The following is a 17390-nucleotide window of genomic DNA, read 5'->3' on the forward strand; positions in this document are numbered from 1 at the left end:
TGTAAACCCTTGAGTGACCTACGCTGTTTTCTTGGTTGGCGTTGAGTCTTCACCTTTGGTCAGATCCTCAACCTCATCCTCATTGGCCAAAGGTCCAGTGCTGGTCGCACCGTGCCGACTAGCCAAGTAGTCAAAATGTCCTTTGAGTTCTTCCACGGCATGGGCTGGCAGATCGGTAGTCGCTCTTAGGTAGACCCCGAAGCTCGGAAGTTGTTCGGTTGGTTTGTAGCCAGCCAACGTCAGAAAGTCTGATGGATCAGTGCCAAGGGCACGAGCCAGACGAGTCAGCTTGTCCGCTCTGGGTTGAGCTATCTGCCCTCGTTCGATCATCGTCACGGTGCTGTGATGGACATCAGCCTTTTCGGCGAGGTCACGCGCCGACAGCTGGCGTTTCCGGCGCAACTTCAACAGAAGCGCAGGAAGTGATTGATCTCTTCGTTCACCTTCTTCTCTATCTTCCTCACGGTTGGCATGTCTTGTATTCATAGACATATTGTAAGTCTTTCTGGCGAGTTTGTTAAGCAGTAGAATTCACAACAGTTGCATCAACTGTTGATGCTCTTCCCATTATTCGAGTGCTGCCAATATTCGCTCCATCCCCCCGAGCAGGTCACTGGTTACACTCTCAATTCCTTCGCTCAATAGGTACCGATCCAACTCCCGGACAGTCTCAGGCTCGGCTACCAAGAGCCAGCCCTCCAAGATGCGCAGTAGGACGACCAGGTCCTGACGGTCAGCCGGATGCAGATCGTCTGAGCGGTTGTGACCGGTCTTGACCGGAATCCGAGTCATCGTTTCGTCCCCCGCTCGTTCGGTTGTTCTGGCGCACCAGCCGAAACGGCTGGCTTGCCGACGTCGATGCTGGGAGCAGGAGCCGTGCCTCCCTGATCCTCTCGGCGACGCATAGCTGTAAGGGACTCCAGTTGGTCCAGTAGATCCTCAGCGTGCACGGCGGCTCCGGTCTCGTAGAGATAAGCCTCCAGTTCAGCGGTCGCACTGAAGGCGCCGAAGCGGAAGTAGTCGTGTAGTAGCACCAGCGTGCGGCTCAGGCTGACCCGTCCGAGATCCATGGTCAGATCGAGCGGAGCGGCCGGCAACGACGGTTCGCGCTCCGCTGGCGCCAACGTCTGGTGGTCGACGGTGTCGGTGTTCCCAATAGTGTCGGTTGTCTTGATGTTGTTCATGATGTTCACCTCCTCCCTAGGGGTGTCTTGGTTGGTTAGTTCGGTTGGAAGGGGTCAGTCGTGCGACTGGCCTTCACGCTCTCGGCGGAGGCTGCCACTCCCGCTCGATCAGCCGGTGCAGTTCTCCTCCGACGTTCTCGTTCTCAGCCTGGAGTAGCACAGCGATGTGCCGGCGACGCTCACCTGTCGGCGTGACCCAGACCACCCTGGGGAAGACCCCGTGCTCGGCCTGCTCAGTGCCGGTGGAGAGGTAACTGCGGTAGACCCGCAGCTTGTTTCTGAGCGAGGTACTGGAGACAGTTCCAAGATCGACCTCGATGAACCACAGTCGACGTCGGTGCTCGTCTTCGAGTGAAGCGAAGCCATCGGGCTTGAGGGTGACCGACTCACCGTGCCCCCCGAGGAAGTCTCGCCAGCAGTCTGGTTCGGGCTCGAAGGTGATCAACTTCAGTCCGGACTTGCTGAAGCCAACGGACAGATCGACGTAGAGCTGAGCGACGGCCAAGGTGTGGCGCAGGTGATGCAGTCCCGGTTCGTCATCGACCCGTCGACGCATCCCGAGCAGTCGCTTGCCGGCCGGTCCCGCTCGGTAGACGTGACCAGCTGAGCCAGCCCGCACTCCGCCGATACGTCGATCCAGGCGAGCCAGAACCTCTGACTGAGTCAGTCGAAGCAGTGCCCGCCGAGCCGATCGTCCGGCCGCTGGGTCATCACCGAACCACAAGGCTTGAACCTGGGCCCCGCTGATCAGCCGGAAGCGGGCTACGTCGTTCAGGATGTCCAGATCCCGCTCACTCAGGCTCCTCTCCAGTTCGTCCAGTCGCCGCCTGGTCCAGTTGGTCCGAGTAGATCCAGGACGAGACGAAGCAGGAGTCGAAGAGGAAGAGGAAGAAGATGTCGAAGAAGTACCGGAAGAGTTTCGTCCATCCGTATGGACGACTGTTCCACTGGCAGAACCGTCCCTGGAAACCGCCTGACCTGGCGCTTTGTCTGACGCCTGCTCGACCCGACTGGCCGAGCGGCTGGACAGATCAGGAGTCCGGGTTGGATCGCTCGGGTTACTCATCGCTGGCTCCCTTCTTCGGCAGGTCACCGATCGCCAGCTCGCCCTGTTGCTCAGAAGCGGCTTGACCCTTTCTGGCCTGCTTGCGAGTGCGGCTCCTGCTACTCGTGGTGGGTTTGGGAAGCCGGGAGCGCAGAGCGGCCTCGACCTCGCCGGCGGGTACGCCGTGCCGGCTCCGGCTCTGCTCGGCTACCTCGGCCGGATCACGCACTGACTTCTCCAGCGGGAGGGTCCGGCCGGTAACGGCCGGTTGAACCTCAGCGTTGGAGACCAGCGACATGACTACTTCACGGCTCGGTAGGTCCTGGAGATCTTCGGCTTCCAGTTCGGGGAGTCCACGGGCGAAGAAGCGGGCGTCTTCCATGGCCAGTTGGAACAACACCCTCGAGCGGGTGTTGGCCAGGTCCCGCCGTAGTTCAGGGGACAGCTGTCCGAGGTGCTGATGGGCCAGCGTCATGCTGACGCCCAAGCCCCGAGCCTGCGCCAGTAGGTCACCGAGGCTGGTGGGCACGTTGATCAGGGTGTGGAACTCATCGATCAGCACCATCACTGGGTGACGATCAGCTGGAGCAATGCGTGAGCGCGCCAGGGTGGCTTGCCAGATGCGGGCCACGACCAGACTGCCGAACAACTGAGCGGCTTCTTCACCGATCTGACCAGCCCGCAGAGGCACAAGCAGGATCTTGCGCTCAGCCATGACCTGCTCGATCGACCAACCAGGCCGGCTCTGTCCCATCATCGCCCGTAGCGACTTGCGCAGTAGGAAGGCGCGCAGTTTGTTCTGCAGGGGAGCAATGACGTTGGCCCGGTCACTCGGCCGCAGCGACTCGTAAACCGCCCAGAACGGTTCAAGGGCGATCGGGTCTTCCAGGCGAGCGGTCAGAGTTCGACGGAACCCCTGGTGGGTCAGCAGGGCTGGCAACTCACAGAGGGTGTAGGCCAGCTCCGGGTCGACCGGAGCCTGCCCCAGCGTCAGTAGACCAGCCCGCAGAATGTCGTCGGTACGTGGTCCCCAGTGCTGGGAGAACAGACCACGAAAGACCGAGGCGATCGAGTCGACGACCAGATCAAGATCTCGTTCGCTCTCACCGACACCAACCGCCAAGGGATTGAAGCCGACCGGACGAGCATGGTCTGCCGGGTCGAGCAGGATGACGTCGTTCAGGCGATTCTCGGGCAGACGGGCCAGGATGTCCTCGACCAGGTCGCCCTTCGGATCGATGACGATTAAAGTATGACCATGCTCGGCGTCTTGCAGAGCGATGCGGGCCAGAACCGTTGTCTTGCCGACGCCGGTACTGCCCATCAGGTGGAGATGCTCCAGCCGGTCGCAGTCGCGCAGGACAATAGGTTGGTCAACGCCTGGGAAGGTCGTTCGGGCCAGCACTACACCTTCTGATGCATCACTGCTCAGAGCAGTCGATGGCACCAGCAGTCGAGAGCTGACCAGACGGAGCCCTGGTACCTGCACACCGCCGATTGGCCAGCCGATCCGGCCCGCCAGTTCGGCGGCGTTGAAGGCATTCGGCCACAGCATTGGCACCAGCCTGCGTTGCATACGGGAGCGACTTAGCCAGCTCGGAAACCAGCGCACAACAGTACGGACACTGGGAGCGTCGGAGCCACGCATGGCACCGACCACGTCGGCCAACAGCTGGCGACGTCTGGATCCAGGCTCGGCCGAAACTCCTACTCGGCAGATGCCCAGTAGCAGTGGTTCGTCGAGCTTGGCCCGAGATTCAACGGCTGGATCACCGGTCTCGACTCGCACGTCCGAACCGAAGTCTGCCCTGGCCAGCAGTGGAGACTTGCTGTGGTGAATCGCCCGGGGAGGACGAGCTCCGGCCAGCACCCACTGCAGAATGACCGTCTCCGTAGAGTCGGCTGCAGCTACGGCCATCAGCACAGCGGAGGAGACTGCGGTAGCTCGGTCAGTGCGCAGGGGTCGTTCCAGCGCACTGAGGCGCAGTTCAATCGCCTGGTCGACCTGAAGCTGCTCAGTCTCGATCGGTTGCCAACGGACGGCGGGCGCCAGGGCGCTCAGCTGTTGCGAGACCGACGGAGCCACATCGCTCGGCACATGCAGAACGTGGTTCAGCCGGCCTTCATGGGCGACTACTTCGGCGATGACCCACGGCCGATCGATCCACAGAGTTGTGGACAAAGCGCTGGCGATTCCCGCCCAGACAGCCGTGAGTTGTTCGGGCTTGGTGGAGCGCGGAAAGCTCAAGCGGTAGCTGATGATCCTGCTCATGCAGCCTCCTTGTCGTCACTCTCGCTGTCATCGTCATCATGACTATGGCCATCAACGGCAGAGGGTGCAGAGCTGACTTCATGGGCTTTGGACTCATCAGCGACCAACTGCAGGAGGGCAACGGCCAGGCTTTGCCAGTCCAGCACTTCACGGTGCACTGGTTCAACGCGGATGTCTCGTTCTTTAGTCATATTTCTCCACCCTCCTTTTCGATTCTTAGTGTTCTTGGACTCCTGGCTGTGGCCCCGAATGATGCCTCTATGGCCGACACTCAGTCGCCTGGGAACTGGCTACCTTCGACCAAGTGTCGCCTTGACGACTTCACTCGCCGATTAGATGCACAGCTAATAGTCAGAAACTGCAATGCCCGACAAACCCCTACATGATACGACGAGTTGATTCGCCAAAACAAGACTTGAAGTCTTCACAATTTGTGCATTGGATCGGGCCCTAGAAGTACAGCCGTCGCCAAAACCACAACAATATTGCACTCGCCGCAGCTGCCCCGAACAGCGGCATGAGCAGCGGATCGAGCAGACCCGCCAACAACCGAACCCCGAGCAGGACCGCCAGCAGTACAAACAAACTGCTGACGATCCGCTCCGGCAAGCCCGGACCGATCGGATCACGCCGCACGGGGACCATCATCCGCATCGGCCCCGCCGGGCATGCGCACAGCGTGGACCTCCCGGCAGACCCCGGCCGATATCTCCGCCGGACGGATCCGACCGAACAGCCACTCGGTAACGACCAGCTCCACCGGCCCGAGCTGGAGCTCAACGATGCGTCGCCAACCGTGAGTCGGTGTCGTGTCACCGAGCTTGGAGTCCCACGGACCATGATCGTCGTAGACCATCCAGGTCCAGTCGCTGATGACCTTCTCCCGGCGTTCACGGACGCACCTCACGGGATGCGTCCTTGCTCGCCCCTGCGGATGCGGTCCGCCTCTTCGTGCATCGCAGCTCGAGCTGTCCAGGCCTGACGAGAAATCTCCAACGCCGTCTGCAGAGCCCGGACCTGCTGGCTCAAGGCCTGCTCCCGCTCGGGTCGGTTCAGCCGGGACCACTCCAGGGCTCCGTAGACACCGAGACCAGTGCCGGCGAAGAAGAGACAGAGGATGCCGATGACATCCATCAGCCCATCTCCTGAACCGAACGGGCCGCCGCCATCGCTTGGATGTCGCCGATGCGACGGAAGCGGTAGGCGTAGTCCGGGAGTTCCCTGGACCAGTGCAGCTCGCTCAGCGTTGTCATGGCCGTGTAGGTCATGGCCGTGTCGGCGACGAAGGCTGTGGCCTGGACGTCGGCCGCTTGGGTCAGCGCCCGCTCACCGATCTGGCGCAGGTGGCGCTGAGTGCGCCGACTGACCACCGCTCCCCCGCCGAGCGGCTGGGGCTGGAGGGCTTGGTTGAGGTTAGGGACGAGTTCATTGCTCATCTGGGTTCTCCTGGTCTGGTTGGTACGAAGCGGTTCAGCGGATGCCGACCAGCTACGACACCCCCCGGGAAGTTGAGGGCGTTCTCCAAACCTTGAAGAAGCGAGCTGGGCATTTTCCAGGTGACAGAGTGGGCATCATGAGCGACGCTCCCCAGCAGCAGAAGAGGCCGAAGCTGCCGAGCATCGATGCCGGCGCCGACGCTTCGTTCGATCCGTGGACCGAGGAGCATCTCGAGCCCCGGCCTGCGGTCTCGGTCGAGGACCTGGCGACGGAACTGACCCGAATCATGAAGAAGGGCCTGCCACTCAACCGCGGCCGGGCCGGTGACATTCTGCCGCACCTCCGCTCGGTGATCGCCAGGTCGATCCACCCGTACGACCACCAGAGCAGGATCAGCTCACTGAACACACTGCTTGTTCGGTTCCTGATCGAACATGAAGAACCCGCAGGGGAAGCCCTGCGGGTGATGTTCTGCGTGACTACAGGAACGGCTGGAAGCACGCTCCTTGATCGCTACGCCAAAGCAGCCGAGGCCATGGGCTACGACCCCGACCACTTCCGCAAACGAATCCTGCCGGAGTTGATCGAGCACCTGGCCACCGTCATCTACGACGACTTGCTGCGCTACAAGCGCCGAGTGAAGCGGCCGGCGACTGCCGAAGAACCTACTGGCGACACACCATCGCTCTACGAACACCACCTCACCCACGAGGAGGAGCTGGTTTCACGGATCTGGGCGAGAGTCTACGTGTGGCGAGCGGAGCTGATCGCTCAAGGACGATTTGAACGCTCAGCTGGCTACGCCAGCCAAGCAGAGGATCACCGGGTTGCAGCCGTGAGGGAGTTGGACGCACTCCGAGAACTGATCCAGGAGTACCGACAGACCTACGGGCAGGACCTGATCCGGCATGGGGAGGCGGAGTACTCCGTGGAAGGGTTGGAGCGGCTGGTCGCCATCACGTAGATGCGTCGATGTCCAGGCGGAGTTGGAGATACGCCGGGTCTTCAACTCGGCCGACGAGCTGGTCGAGCGACTGCAGATCCAGCGCCGACGCCAGCCGGAGGAGGACGGTGAGGCCGGGTTCGCGCGAACTGGTGTTGGAGGGATCACGCAGGTAGGCGTACAGGGTTGACTCTGGAAGGTCTGCACGGGCGGCGAGCGCAGGGACGGAGTCCAGTTCAGGATGCTGGTCGAGCGCAGCGCGCAACCGAACTGCGAAGTTCGCGCGAACGCGCGCATCCCAGGCAATGTCGTGGTCAGATCGGATTGCCCTCTTGTTGCGCCCCAAGGCTGATATTCTGCCCCGGCATGGATCCCAGGACCAGCGCGCGATCGCGCGGTGAGATTTTCTTTGGAGTATCCACCACTTCGGCTCGGGTTTACGCTAGCCCTCCGAACACCTATGCTTGGCGCTTCGTCGGCTCGACAGCTGAGCCGACGATTCGTTCTTCCGGAGCAGGACTGCCTTCCAGCTCTGACCGGTCGAGACCACAAGCGAAAGGGTTCACGCAAGCCCCACGTTGGGAACTGCGTGACGTCATGCGTCCAACCACACTTGTCAATCCAGTCTCGGGAACTAGGGGCGGGTGCTGTGTTGACCACGAACTGTCGTTCGAGTACTCACAATCGGCGGCGATCAGCCGACGCGCACTTGGCGCGCCCTGTTTCAAAAAGGCGGATACTCATGTATAGTACAAAGTATCACTTGCTAAATTCGGCGGTGTACCGGCCGGCAGCCGTTAAGCGCTGGACTGGGGAAAGAGCATCATGAGTCGACGAGACTCAAACTACTGGCTCGCTGGAGACGCTGAGCCTCTTATCGAATGTGACATGTGGCCAGAGATAAAAATTGAGGACCTCGGCGATCTAGACGAGGTTGCTAAGAAGATGGGGCTTCGCCACAGTGGCATGCGTGACCAGGTCGGTGGTTCTCTGGTTGGTTGGCTGATAGAAACACTTCCGGATGAGGTAGCTGAAGCTCAAAAACAGACGTCTTGTGACTAAGCATCTTCTTTGACGCCCACAGTTGTAGGCTTCGGTCGTCCTTCTAACTAATCGGTGCAGAGCTGAGCAAGACGACAAAGAATGCTACAGCCGCCAACGACATTGTCGCAATACCTCCGAGTCGATAGGCGCGCTCGAGCCCTAGCTTCTCGTCGCTAAAGCGGATAGACGGTCCGGACTGCTCAACTCGCGGCCTCGGTACGACTGCGACGAAGCTGATGAGGAGCCCACCGGAAGCTGCGACCGCAGCCATCAGCCGTGCAACAAACGAGACTGATCTCTCGCTTCGATACCAAACTATCGATTCATCTGGCTCCACGTCGTCAACCGTATCAGGCGTGCACTCAGGTCGAGCCGCCATCCCAATCTCTTCATTCGGCTCAACGACTTCTGCTGAGGCGAGATCAGAACAGGCGTCCACATGTACTGCGGCCATACTGGCGATCACAACGAATGCGGCTGCAAACAGAGATACGGCCGCTGCGACAAGTCTCAGCCCTCTACCTATGCGACTTACAAACGGCGATTCACTGAACGTAACCGCCCCCAGAACAACTGCAGGTAGTCCCGCAATCAACCCAATAGCCGAGTTATCAACGGCAATGCTCGACTCCCTACCAACTGCGAAACCTATCGCCGCCAGAAGTACCGACACGACGGCAGCCAACGTAAGCGTACTTGACCGAGCAATCTGAACTTGGTAGTGGAACGTCGCCTCTGCGTCTGACTTCTTCTCAAGAAGCAGAGAAGAATAGGCTAGCACCTCATCAGATGCATCATACATTGGCGAGTCATGAACGCCCTTCTTAAACCCGACGGCATTGTGGTCCCAGTATAGCGCATTAGAAGTTAGACTATCTGGTGTTCGACAGACGAGGTAATAGGATCCGCAATGATCAGCCATCTGTGCCGATCTCGACAGTTCTATTGGCGCCATTGACAAGAGGCGTAGCATGCGGATAGCTGCATAGGATGGAAGGCCGAATAGCACTCCCGTGAGCCGACGCTTGAGCTTCTCACGTTTTGCGAATTCAAGCTCGACCGAAGGGGTTCTGTCGGAGAAGAACGACTGAAGTTTCTCTTTCTCCCGACTCGTCTGTCCGGTGTACTCGATAGAGTCAGTGAAGCTGTGGCTTAGAGTCACATAGTCGTTCGGTTTGGCAGACGTCAATACGACTAAGTACGCCGACTTCGATAGGTTCTTGACACTCGTATCGAAACGCCTACTTGGTGTAGCGTCTAGGCCAAGGTCTTTGATAGCGGCGCTAATAGCCTCCAAAACTTGGCGATCTTGGGACTCATCGGACCTCCTCCGAATATATCCACTGTTGCCAATACTGCCCTTGCGAATCAAGTTCCTCATTGGCCTGACTAGGTTCTCGATCTGTTGCCCAGTAGCTGTTTCCAGCCTCCCTGCGTCATGGAGCTGGGAGAGAACCAAAGCTTGCGCAACAATATGAGCACGTACCGAGCCACTTAGTATAGGAAGCTTCTGTCCGGCGTCGTTGTACGCCACAAGATCGGGAAGTCGCGTCTTGTCAAAGATGCCGAGCGGCAACAGTACATCCTGTTCCTCAAGGGCATCTCCTTCAAGTCTCGGAACTAGAATCTGTTGGGTTATCGTCCAGCGATAGTGTTCGGGTTTTTCTGACAGATCGAGCACTTCGGTTCGTCGCACCAAGTATCTCGTGGGAGCGTTGAGAATTGTGCCTAGGCGGACTAGCACTCGAACGTCTCGTCCAGCTATAGGCGGAGCATCTGATGCTTCTGACATTGATGACTTTCATAATAGGTCTAGTAGTGTCATGGTAGCTATGGAGGTTACGAAGACTAACACCACAATCGGCATAGAGCCAAGGCCTGCGTGATCGGTGCTAGGCTCGGCGTATTCTTCCAAAAACAGCGCGACCGTATGTATCACAAGGACCTATGCTGAGCTTGTCTGACTGACGAGGTACTGGACGGCCGGAATCGGGTCCTTCAGGTTTTGCGATACACCACCGGAGCCCGTCCCCGTCCTGAGTGCTCAGCATCCGCCCCCTCATCCGTTATGACCTTATCCCTCACCAGCTCAGCGAGCGCCTTCCGGATGGTGCCGTACGATGCCCCTGTCTTGTCCTCAAGATCCCTGGAAGTGAAGTTCCCAGTTGAGGGCACTGCTGCCTTCACGTCTTCGATTGTCACTCGGGATCTGCGCTGCCTGTCACCGGGAGCAGTAGTACTTCTACCCATACTGACTAGCCCCGCCGACTTGAGATCGGCTGCTGGCACACCCATATCACCCAGCACTGAGGGGTCGAGGTCTTGCTCATCTACGTACTGCTTCGCGTGGTCGATGAATGCATCACGAAACGCTGTGCCATCAACCTCTTCTGCTCGCTTCAGCTCTGTGCGCGCCTTCCACTCAGCGATCGCGTCGCCCGAGCTGACGGCAGACTCAACTTGCTCCCGCAACTTGACGATCTCATCCTCATCCCGCAGCGACTCAGGGTCGCGCAGGTACGTCAGGTAGTTGCGAATTGCTGACTCGGTTTCGCTCATGACACGGAGCGTAGCAACCAAGCCGGCCCGCCTACACTCCCGCCAACTCCGGCATGCCGAACCTGAGCTCGTTCCACACGCCGTTGCTCTGCAACTGGTGTAGCTCCCGTACCAACGATGAAATCAGCATCAATCCCACCAAAGCGTTCGCCGGCTGAAACTGCACCTCATCCACCGTGTGTGCTGCGCTGTGCCGATTGAAGTCGGAGGGCTGAACAGGATCCATCACGTCACAGTTCGCCAACGCCTGGTTGACACAGACCCCGAGCAGGTACAACCGGGCCAAGCGGTAGGGCTGGTCATCCGGATCACGGTCGAACTCTGCCTGCATCTCCGGGAACCTCCGGAAGCGCATGTGCACCTGCAAAATGGCAGTGAGGATGGAGCCGCAGTAAGACTGCACTGGCTCCCAGTGGCCGTCCCTTGCTGCTGCCACCGCCTTCGCAACCTTCGGCACCAACACCGCCACCGGCGTCCCGGACACCACCGCCACCGCTTCTACGCAGTCCTCGAGGATCTCATCACGGCGCGCCAGCAACACCGCCTCAACGTCACCTGCTTCGATCAGCTCCTCGACGATCGACAAACGAGGTAGCCAGACCACCGGCACACCGCTCGCGCCCATCAGCGCCGACGCACCTGACCAGAAGGCCTCGCCGTCCTCCCAGTTGGCTGGCCACTCCTCCTCGACCTGTTCGGCCCACCGAGCCAACGAATCCAGCAGTTCCGGACTGATCAAGTTGGGCAGGAGGTCCTTTGTCCAGGACTGCAACACCGAATCCAGCTGACTCCGCACAACATCCCGAAACCCGGCGAACATCTCCTCGTTGCGCGCCACTATCGATGCTGCGTACTGCTGGAACTGCGGTGAGCAGAACTGGTCGTACGACTGCCAGACCGACTCCAGCGCTCGAGCGGACGAGACCTGCTGGCGCATGTCGAGCGATGCCATGAAGCTCTCTGCTCTCAAGGCCGGCCATACGTCGTTCCAATCACCTGACATGGCCACGGCTCAGCCCGGAGGAGGGAACGGGTCGTTCCCGTAGCTGTTGCGCTCACCGATCTTCCCGTCCTGTTTGTGGATCAGGTGCTCGGTGTTCTCGCGCATGGCCGTTTTCCGACCAGCCGACTGCGCCTCCTTCTTGGTCGGATACACCTTCGACACTGAATCCGACCCGGCTCGCCGGTTGGCCCAACCATCACCGTGCTTGACCGTGTGGACCGGTGGCTTCTTCGACTTGCTCATGAGACTTCTCCAATGCGTTGGGGGATCGAACACCGGGAGGAGTCCCGGGATGCCCCCAAACTACACCGAGATAAGTACACGAGTGCAACTATTAGTGAGCGCTCGGCCACTGCGCGCGTCCAGCGCGAACTGTGGCACACTCCGCGCGACCACACTTGGTGTTGGATGCCTCACGGAGAGAGCTTGTCGGCATTCGTAAGTCGCGTCGTCGACCTACGCCGCCCTCCGCCAGAACGGGTAGAACAACACCCCGACGTTCCAGTACGCCAACACCCCTACCTGATTCAGCTGCACCGAGGAGGACAGAATCTGGACTACCTGGATGTCGGCGGAAAGCTCAGCACCCGTCTACGGTCGGGCAGGTTCGTTGGCACTTTCTGGGCGGCACCTCGCGTCGATCTGATTGACCAGACAGGCGAAGGTGCAGTCGAGCACCGACAGATCCAACTCCGGCTGGCAGCTCGTTTGAACAAAAACCTGAGTAGATTCCGAGTCGCTAGCGACTGACCCGTCAACTCGTCGGAGGCGTAGTGGGAGACGAAGGCGAAGCTGTACTGCGCGACTATACCCTACCCACGGATCGCGCGCGGGCAATCTCGGAGAGATTGACGATGAATTTGGCGATCTTGGTTGGCTGCGTCGTCGCAGGCCTTGCGGTACTCATCATTCGTCCCACCGTCTTCCCAGATGGGTCTGTCAACCTTGACGAGATTGCCTACCTCACTCAGGCAAGCGCCATCGAGTCGGGTGACTTGACGCTTCCCGCATCGACCCACGATCCGCATTTCCGACCATTTCTCAGCGCCACATCCGGAGATCGAATCATCTTCAAGTATCAGCCCCTATGGCCAAGCGTTATAGCAGCTGGCAACGCCCTCGGTTTCCATGGTGCAAACCTCCTTGCACTGCTGGCTGCCGCTGGTCCAGCGCTCCTAGCGTGGTTCACGTTCGAAGTTGGCCGGGATCGCATAGCAACGATAGCGTCCGCTTCAATCGCAAGCCTCACGCCCTTCCTCTGGATCCAGTCGAGTACCTTCCTCGGCTACCATCCTTCGGTTCTGCTCGTCTGCACAGCGGGAGCGCTGCTTCTGAGAGGAGGGCGAACCGCGTCGCCAGCTCTGCTGACTTTCGGAGCCACAGTCGCCAGCTTGGGGCTACTCCACCGACCGTTCGACACAGCAATCCTCATCATTCCGGTAGCTCTATACGTAGTGTGGCAATCCCGTCTGGGCTTCATGAAGATCGCAACTTGCTTCGCAATCGGGTCTGTGGGCCCTTTGGTGCTTTTCCTGTTGTACAACGCCCACACCACTGGCAGGGCCACTCAGTTGCCGTTCAATATCTCCGGTGGGCTCGACAAGTTCGGCTTCGGCACTCGAGCTAGCTTCGTCGTACCAGAATCAGGCCCTGATGGGCAGGTGAACTACACGCCTGGGAAGGCGCTCCAGTCTCAGCTCACTAATCTCCGATCGCTTCCCCGATTCTTAGCGGCAGCACCCCTGATTGTCGGTCTAGCCGTGGCTGCGTCTGTAGGGCTTCGCAAGCGTCCCGAAGTGCGGCTACTGCTGGCAATGAGCGTGACGATTGTCGTTGGCTACACCTTCTGGTGGGGAACGGCGAATCTAGTAGAGTTTGAACTACATAGATCCCTCGGACCCGCCTACCATTATTCACTTCTTATTCCTGTAGTGACCTTGGCCTCTATCGGCTTTTCATTCTGCTGGAACCGCTGGAACCGACCGATTCTCGTCAGTATATGCATCGTCTTGAGCTTGGCGTGGATACCGATGAACGTTGCAGCCCTTCAAGATGCTCAGCAGGACGGCGATCTACGCTCTGCACAGCTAGCCATTGTCGATGAGGTCAGTGAAGGACTGGTGATTGCCCCTCCTTTGTATCCAGGTGACCCGTACGTGCGAGTGGCGAACGACGCACAGCTGCAGAACCCCGTGATCGTCGCCCTCGACACCGGAGATTCCATCCTTGACCTAGTCAGGATGCATCCTGATCGGGAAGTAGCTGTTGTCCGACAACTATCTGCCTTCGATGACTTGTTTGGCCCCTCGACCCAGTCGCTGGTCAGGCCTGAAGTCCTACGTTCGGATGGCAACGGCTATGTGGTCACCATCAAGCCAATGGACGAACGCTTTTCTGTGGCGTATCTCGGAATCGATGACACGTACTCAAGTCTGGGCGACCTTGCCGACACAGGCGGAGCGATGAGAGTTAGTGAGTCAGATCTCAAGGACGCTCAGACACTTACAGTAGGCGTGCAGCCGATCGACGAAGATGGCGATCAGGTACAACGATGGGCAGAGTGCGTCTTCGAAGTTGGGGTATCGGAAACCGGAAACGTGGAGTTGCTGGCGCCATGCGCACCTCAGCACTTCTACGTCTTCCCAAACTCCGAGCCCTTCGTAGCCAGAGAAGACATCTCATCAATCGTGCGCGTCCGAATTTCTGAGGGTTAAGGGCGTGACGGTCCGAGTGCTTCCGGTCTCCGATACAAAGTTCGCCAACTCGGCAAAGGCGACATCGGACAGTCTGTTCGTCTAGCTTTTCTAGTTTATGGGCTCATCGGATTCTGGCGGGGGTGAGGTTGTCGAATAGCGCCGAGTTGGGTTCGGCCGGCGTAGAGCCGGGCGCGGATGCCGTAGTTGCGGAAGCGTCGGAACCCGAATCCGATCCGCTTGTTCAGGTTGTTGATGGCTTCGGTGCGTCCGTTCGAGAGGCCGGATCGATGCCAGTTGGTGACCTGGGTACCCACCGGGCGATCGTGCGGCCGAGCTGGCCGATCTCGGGCGGCAGCGATGCAACGTCGACTCCGCGATCTCGATATACCGATACACCCCATCGAGCTCCCTACCGGCGGCGAGCTGACGATGGCCCTCCTCAAGAAGCTTGCGGATGATCTGCTCCGGCGTATGCCGACGGCGCTTCTTGGTCATGGTCACTGATGCTCTCTCTGTTCAGAGTCGCATACCAACCGGACCACGACCCGGGGCTCACCTCATCCACAGGGGCTCTCCGGATCGATCAGGCGTAGGAACCGTCGATTCTGCGAGCCCCTGTTTCGCTCCCCGCCGGGCCCTCACCGATCAGCCACTACCCCCGCCCAAATCCGATGAGACGCTTGACAGGCAAGCGATAACCGTTCATCGTGCATGAGACAGCAGTCCATGAGCCACACGGAGTGACATCTAGGTTCAGACGTGGCGACCAGGTGCGAAATGACAAGTAGGGAATAAATCATGCACTTTGACTATCGCCGTCAGCGACTTCGCTCAGTAACAACGCTCGCACTATCCCTATGTTTGGCGCTCGTTGCTACCGAATTGCCGGCCAAGCCAGTCGCGGCCACTGCCATCAACACTGACAACTCGCCCGATCCAGCGATGATCAAAGTCGGTAGCAGTAGCTACTACCAGTTTAGAACCGGTGGCTCAGTCCCGTGCGGAGGTGACAAAGTCCACTTCGTACCGCGCCGTGCAACATCCAACTTCCCAAACTTCACCAATTGCTATGATGACGCGCTGCCTGGCGGCCCTGGCGCTGGTTTTTGCCAAACGGAGAGCTACGTATGGGCGCCGCACGTAGTCTATAACCACCTACGAACATCGGATAAGTATCAGCTGTTCTTCTCTGCGAGATTGGGAAGCTGCAGTGGGCCGTTTTGTATTCGAGTCGCATTCTCGAGTACGGCTTCAGGGGCGTTCGCGAATCCCGTTACCGTCAAGTGCGCTACCCAATCGTCGAACTGGGTGATCGACCCGGAGGTGATCCGGGTCTCAAACAAGTATTACCTGCAATATCGGGAGGATATCGAGTATCTGGGCACCATCTTCCGAGTGCTGCAGGTAGTCGAGCTCAACGCAAGTGGAAACGCAACGGTTGGTAGCTCTCGGCTATTGCATTCCAGCTACCAGATCACGTGGGACAAGGACACGGGGACCAACCCACTCACAGATGGAACGATTGAGAACCCATCGTTGCTTCTCGGCTCAAACGGTAACTACTACATCAACTTTTCTGGTGATTATACTCCAAATCTGTTTACCGGTCTCAGAGAGGACTACGCTACGGGTCTAGGCGTCTGCGGTACTACGCTGCTGACGGGAGCGGCATGTAGTCCAACGAGTTCCACTAACCCCTACTACGGCTGGTCGAACAGAAGTCCATCACCTGCCGCAGCTCCATCGTTTACCTTTCCAGGCGACCCTCGTGGCCCGGGTGGGCTAACCTATGTACGTCAAACCAATGGGAACGATGTAACCAACGGAAGCAACAATAGATTAGTCGCGCTCCACGAGGCAAAGATCGTGAGTTCGACGAATATTCGTCCAGCAATGGTCTATTGGCAGCTACACGGTCTCTATGGGCTTTTCTACACCAACGTCTGAGAATGGCCACGGAGTCTGCGTATCGCGAGTACTAGTAGTCGTCATAACGAGAGTAGGAATGAGCAATGACTCCACCAACCTCGACTGAGTTTCAATCGGCTGTCTACTCAACTGGTCGGCGATATCGCTTCCTGTCGATCCTGCTTGCTGCGGTTGTCCTTCTGGGAGGCTGGTTCCTCTGGACCAGTAAGTCATCAGACGATGGCAACATTGCGGTTGTGCAGCCAGCGGAAAGTGAACCACTAGAGTCAGACATGGCAACGACCCCGAGCAACGAGACATACTGCGAGAGCGTCAATGCCTGGCGTGGGGACACGTCAGCTTCGAGATCACCAGCGGCGCTTGCAGAACTCGTCGGTAGCGCACCCGACGAGTTCGCATTGTTGCTGGCCGACGAGACCTTGCAAGATACAGATGAGGTCTCGGCCGGCACACTAGCTGCCTGGCAAAGAGCACTTGCGTTCGATTCCGCTCTCGGCGGCCGGTGCAGACCGGCGGAGGCAACAGGCGAGTGGGCCGAGTTCTGCACTGCTACCGGGCCGCTTGCGCCAGAGTCTTCCTGGGACGAGACGATCGCGTTCTGGCAGGCAGAGCTCGTCGTCGCCGGTCCAGAAGAGCTGAGGTCAGGACATCAGCTGGTGTTGGACTGGATTGTTGACAATGGGGACAGGAGTTCAGCGCCTGCCTTCTTTGCTCCGGGGGCGGAAGCACCGGAAGATGTTCTGAGAGCTCAAGCCCACATCTCGACCATCTGGCTCGAGAAGTGCGGGCTGCCTTCGTTCGACAACTAGTGCCGTGACGGCAAGCTGTTCTTGGCCGGCATCCTCGACCTTCACGACCGAGGCCTGCCTGGCTGGTCGATGTCGAACCGGGCGACCGCGGACATCGTCGTCAACGCGTTGGTGATGGCGTTGGCCCGCCGTCACCCTGACGGTGATCTGATCCACCACGCCGACCGCGGCGGCCAATACGTCTCCGACGATCTCGCGTTGACGATGGCCGACCACGACGTGACCGCGTCGTTCGGCCGCACCGGCGTGTGCTGGGACAACGCCGCGATGGAGAGCACCTGGGCCACGATCAAGAAGGAGATCCGCCACATGCACGGCGACTGGGAAACCATGACCCGAAGCCAGCTCCGCACGATCCTGTTCGACTACATCGAAACCTTCTACAACCGACGCCGACACCAAGCCCGCCTCGGCCACCGCACCCCCGCCGAGACCTACACCGCCTCCCAGGCGGCATGATCAAATGACA

20 protein-coding genes and 1 pseudogene are annotated in these 17390 nt (G+C 59.2%); 5 read left to right on the forward strand and 16 right to left on the reverse strand.

What is annotated here, in order from left to right; all coding sequences use genetic code 11:
• Nucleotides 1-18: 18 nt before the first annotated feature.
• The 9 genes from R2707_16425 to R2707_16465 all read right to left on the reverse strand — a co-directional run bounded on the left by R2707_16425 (nucleotide 19) and on the right by R2707_16465 (nucleotide 5937).
• Nucleotides 19-486 carry a helix-turn-helix transcriptional regulator gene (locus R2707_16425; protein ID MEZ5246685.1) on the reverse strand — a complete coding sequence of 156 codons (468 nt, stop codon included), beginning with the start codon at nucleotides 484-486 and terminating at the stop codon, nucleotides 19-21.
• A gap of 302 nt (nucleotides 487-788) precedes the next feature.
• Entirely contained in the window at nucleotides 789-1184 is a 396-nt protein-coding gene (locus tag R2707_16430; protein ID MEZ5246686.1) for a hypothetical protein, read from the reverse strand.
• 73 nt (nucleotides 1185-1257) lie between these two features.
• The gene (locus R2707_16435; protein ID MEZ5246687.1) at nucleotides 1258-2250 is read right to left on the reverse strand and encodes a replication-relaxation family protein; all 993 of its coding nucleotides are present in this window, start codon (nucleotides 2248-2250) and stop codon (nucleotides 1258-1260) included.
• Nucleotides 2243-4501 carry a type IV secretion system DNA-binding domain-containing protein gene (locus tag R2707_16440; GenBank protein ID MEZ5246688.1) on the reverse strand — a complete coding sequence of 753 codons (2259 nt, stop codon included), beginning with the start codon at nucleotides 4499-4501 and terminating at the stop codon, nucleotides 2243-2245. Before R2707_16440 ends, R2707_16435 begins: the two co-directional genes overlap by 8 nt.
• Nucleotides 4498-4692, reverse strand: a complete 195-nt coding sequence (locus R2707_16445) for a hypothetical protein (GenBank protein MEZ5246689.1) — start codon at nucleotides 4690-4692, stop codon at nucleotides 4498-4500. Before R2707_16445 ends, R2707_16440 begins: the two co-directional genes overlap by 4 nt.
• Before the next feature lie 259 nt (nucleotides 4693-4951).
• A complete protein-coding gene (locus R2707_16450; protein MEZ5246690.1) occupies nucleotides 4952-5137 on the reverse strand; it encodes a hypothetical protein in 186 nt (61 codons plus the stop codon).
• The gene (locus R2707_16455; protein ID MEZ5246691.1) at nucleotides 5127-5408 is read right to left on the reverse strand and encodes a hypothetical protein; all 282 of its coding nucleotides are present in this window, start codon (nucleotides 5406-5408) and stop codon (nucleotides 5127-5129) included. The genes R2707_16450 and R2707_16455 overlap by 11 nt, the downstream gene beginning before the upstream one ends.
• On the reverse strand, nucleotides 5405-5635 hold the full coding sequence (locus R2707_16460) for a hypothetical protein (GenBank protein MEZ5246692.1): 231 nt from the start codon (nucleotides 5633-5635) through the stop codon (nucleotides 5405-5407). Before R2707_16460 ends, R2707_16455 begins: the two co-directional genes overlap by 4 nt.
• A complete protein-coding gene (locus R2707_16465) occupies nucleotides 5635-5937 on the reverse strand; it encodes a hypothetical protein (protein MEZ5246693.1) in 303 nt (100 codons plus the stop codon). The genes R2707_16460 and R2707_16465 overlap by 1 nt, the downstream gene beginning before the upstream one ends.
• 137 nt (nucleotides 5938-6074) lie before the next feature.
• On the opposite strand from R2707_16465, the gene R2707_16470 reads away from it, so the two are divergent.
• The gene (locus tag R2707_16470; protein ID MEZ5246694.1) at nucleotides 6075-6902 is read left to right on the forward strand and encodes a hypothetical protein; all 828 of its coding nucleotides are present in this window, start codon (nucleotides 6075-6077) and stop codon (nucleotides 6900-6902) included.
• Here R2707_16470 and R2707_16475 read toward each other — a convergent pair.
• The 5 genes from R2707_16475 to R2707_16495 form a co-directional block, all read right to left on the reverse strand.
• On the reverse strand, nucleotides 6895-7227 hold the full coding sequence (locus tag R2707_16475) for a hypothetical protein (protein MEZ5246695.1): 333 nt from the start codon (nucleotides 7225-7227) through the stop codon (nucleotides 6895-6897). The two genes, R2707_16470 and R2707_16475, sit on opposite strands and share 8 nt — an antisense overlap.
• Nucleotides 7228-7986: 759 nt before the next feature.
• Nucleotides 7987-9606 carry a hypothetical protein gene (locus R2707_16480; GenBank protein ID MEZ5246696.1) on the reverse strand — a complete coding sequence of 540 codons (1620 nt, stop codon included), beginning with the start codon at nucleotides 9604-9606 and terminating at the stop codon, nucleotides 7987-7989.
• 317 nt (nucleotides 9607-9923) lie between these two features.
• Nucleotides 9924-10484 carry a hypothetical protein gene (locus R2707_16485; GenBank protein MEZ5246697.1) on the reverse strand — a complete coding sequence of 187 codons (561 nt, stop codon included), beginning with the start codon at nucleotides 10482-10484 and terminating at the stop codon, nucleotides 9924-9926.
• Nucleotides 10485-10515: 31 nt separating this feature from the next.
• Nucleotides 10516-11436: a hypothetical protein gene (locus R2707_16490; GenBank protein MEZ5246698.1), complete on the reverse strand. Its 921-nt coding sequence runs from the start codon at nucleotides 11434-11436 to the stop codon at nucleotides 10516-10518.
• Between the two features lie 60 nt (nucleotides 11437-11496).
• Nucleotides 11497-11730, reverse strand: a complete 234-nt coding sequence (locus R2707_16495) for a DUF2188 domain-containing protein (protein ID MEZ5246699.1) — start codon at nucleotides 11728-11730, stop codon at nucleotides 11497-11499.
• Between the two features lie 611 nt (nucleotides 11731-12341).
• Between R2707_16495 and R2707_16500 the strand changes: the two genes are divergently transcribed.
• Entirely contained in the window at nucleotides 12342-14201 is a 1860-nt protein-coding gene (locus R2707_16500) for a hypothetical protein (GenBank protein ID MEZ5246700.1), read from the forward strand.
• Nucleotides 14202-14296: 95 nt separating this feature from the next.
• Here the strand turns inward: R2707_16500 and R2707_16505 are convergent, their stop codons facing one another.
• A complete protein-coding gene (locus R2707_16505) occupies nucleotides 14297-14497 on the reverse strand; it encodes a transposase (protein ID MEZ5246701.1) in 201 nt (66 codons plus the stop codon).
• Nucleotides 14498-14537: 40 nt separating this feature from the next.
• Nucleotides 14538-14678: pseudogene (locus tag R2707_16510) on the reverse strand (IS3 family transposase).
• A gap of 813 nt (nucleotides 14679-15491) precedes the next feature.
• Between R2707_16510 and R2707_16515 the strand changes: the two are divergent.
• The 3 genes from R2707_16515 (at nucleotide 15492) to R2707_16525 (ending at nucleotide 17380) form a co-directional block, all read left to right on the forward strand.
• Nucleotides 15492-16130 carry a hypothetical protein gene (locus R2707_16515; GenBank protein MEZ5246702.1) on the forward strand — a complete coding sequence of 213 codons (639 nt, stop codon included), beginning with the start codon at nucleotides 15492-15494 and terminating at the stop codon, nucleotides 16128-16130.
• 254 nt (nucleotides 16131-16384) lie between these two features.
• Nucleotides 16385-16921 (forward strand): hypothetical protein, encoded by a 537-nt coding sequence (locus R2707_16520; GenBank protein ID MEZ5246703.1) that lies wholly within the window; start codon nucleotides 16385-16387, stop codon nucleotides 16919-16921.
• Between the two features lie 15 nt (nucleotides 16922-16936).
• The gene (locus R2707_16525; GenBank protein ID MEZ5246704.1) at nucleotides 16937-17380 is read left to right on the forward strand and encodes a DDE-type integrase/transposase/recombinase; all 444 of its coding nucleotides are present in this window, start codon (nucleotides 16937-16939) and stop codon (nucleotides 17378-17380) included.
• The last annotated feature ends 10 nt before the right edge of the window (nucleotides 17381-17390 follow it).

Source organism: Acidimicrobiales bacterium (genome assembly GCA_041394245.1).
In the GTDB taxonomy this organism is placed as follows: domain Bacteria; phylum Actinomycetota; class Acidimicrobiia; order Acidimicrobiales; family Aldehydirespiratoraceae; genus JAJRXC01.

Bases quoted from the DNA above. Each gene is read 5' to 3' on its own strand.
- R2707_16465 (MEZ5246693.1), bottom strand. From the start codon at position 5,937: ATGAGCAATGAACTCGTCCCTAACCTCAACCAAGCCCTCCAGCCCCAG.
- R2707_16435 (MEZ5246687.1), bottom strand. From the start codon at position 2,250: ATGAGTAACCCGAGCGATCCAACCCGGACTCCTGATCTGTCCAGCCGC.
- R2707_16460 (MEZ5246692.1), bottom strand. From the start codon at position 5,635: ATGGATGTCATCGGCATCCTCTGTCTCTTCTTCGCCGGCACTGGTCTC.
- R2707_16490 (MEZ5246698.1), bottom strand. From the start codon at position 11,436: ATGGCATCGCTCGACATGCGCCAGCAGGTCTCGTCCGCTCGAGCGCTG.
- R2707_16520 (MEZ5246703.1), top strand. From the start codon at position 16,385: ATGGCAACGACCCCGAGCAACGAGACATACTGCGAGAGCGTCAATGCC.
- R2707_16440 (MEZ5246688.1), bottom strand. From the start codon at position 4,501: ATGAGCAGGATCATCAGCTACCGCTTGAGCTTTCCGCGCTCCACCAAG.
- R2707_16430 (MEZ5246686.1), bottom strand. From the start codon at position 1,184: ATGAACAACATCAAGACAACCGACACTATTGGGAACACCGACACCGTC.
- R2707_16470 (MEZ5246694.1), top strand. From the start codon at position 6,075: ATGAGCGACGCTCCCCAGCAGCAGAAGAGGCCGAAGCTGCCGAGCATC.
- R2707_16485 (MEZ5246697.1), bottom strand. From the start codon at position 10,484: ATGAGCGAAACCGAGTCAGCAATTCGCAACTACCTGACGTACCTGCGC.
- R2707_16500 (MEZ5246700.1), top strand. From the start codon at position 12,342: ATGAATTTGGCGATCTTGGTTGGCTGCGTCGTCGCAGGCCTTGCGGTA.
- R2707_16425 (MEZ5246685.1), bottom strand. From the start codon at position 486: ATGAATACAAGACATGCCAACCGTGAGGAAGATAGAGAAGAAGGTGAA.
- R2707_16445 (MEZ5246689.1), bottom strand. From the start codon at position 4,692: ATGACTAAAGAACGAGACATCCGCGTTGAACCAGTGCACCGTGAAGTG.
- R2707_16495 (MEZ5246699.1), bottom strand. From the start codon at position 11,730: ATGAGCAAGTCGAAGAAGCCACCGGTCCACACGGTCAAGCACGGTGAT.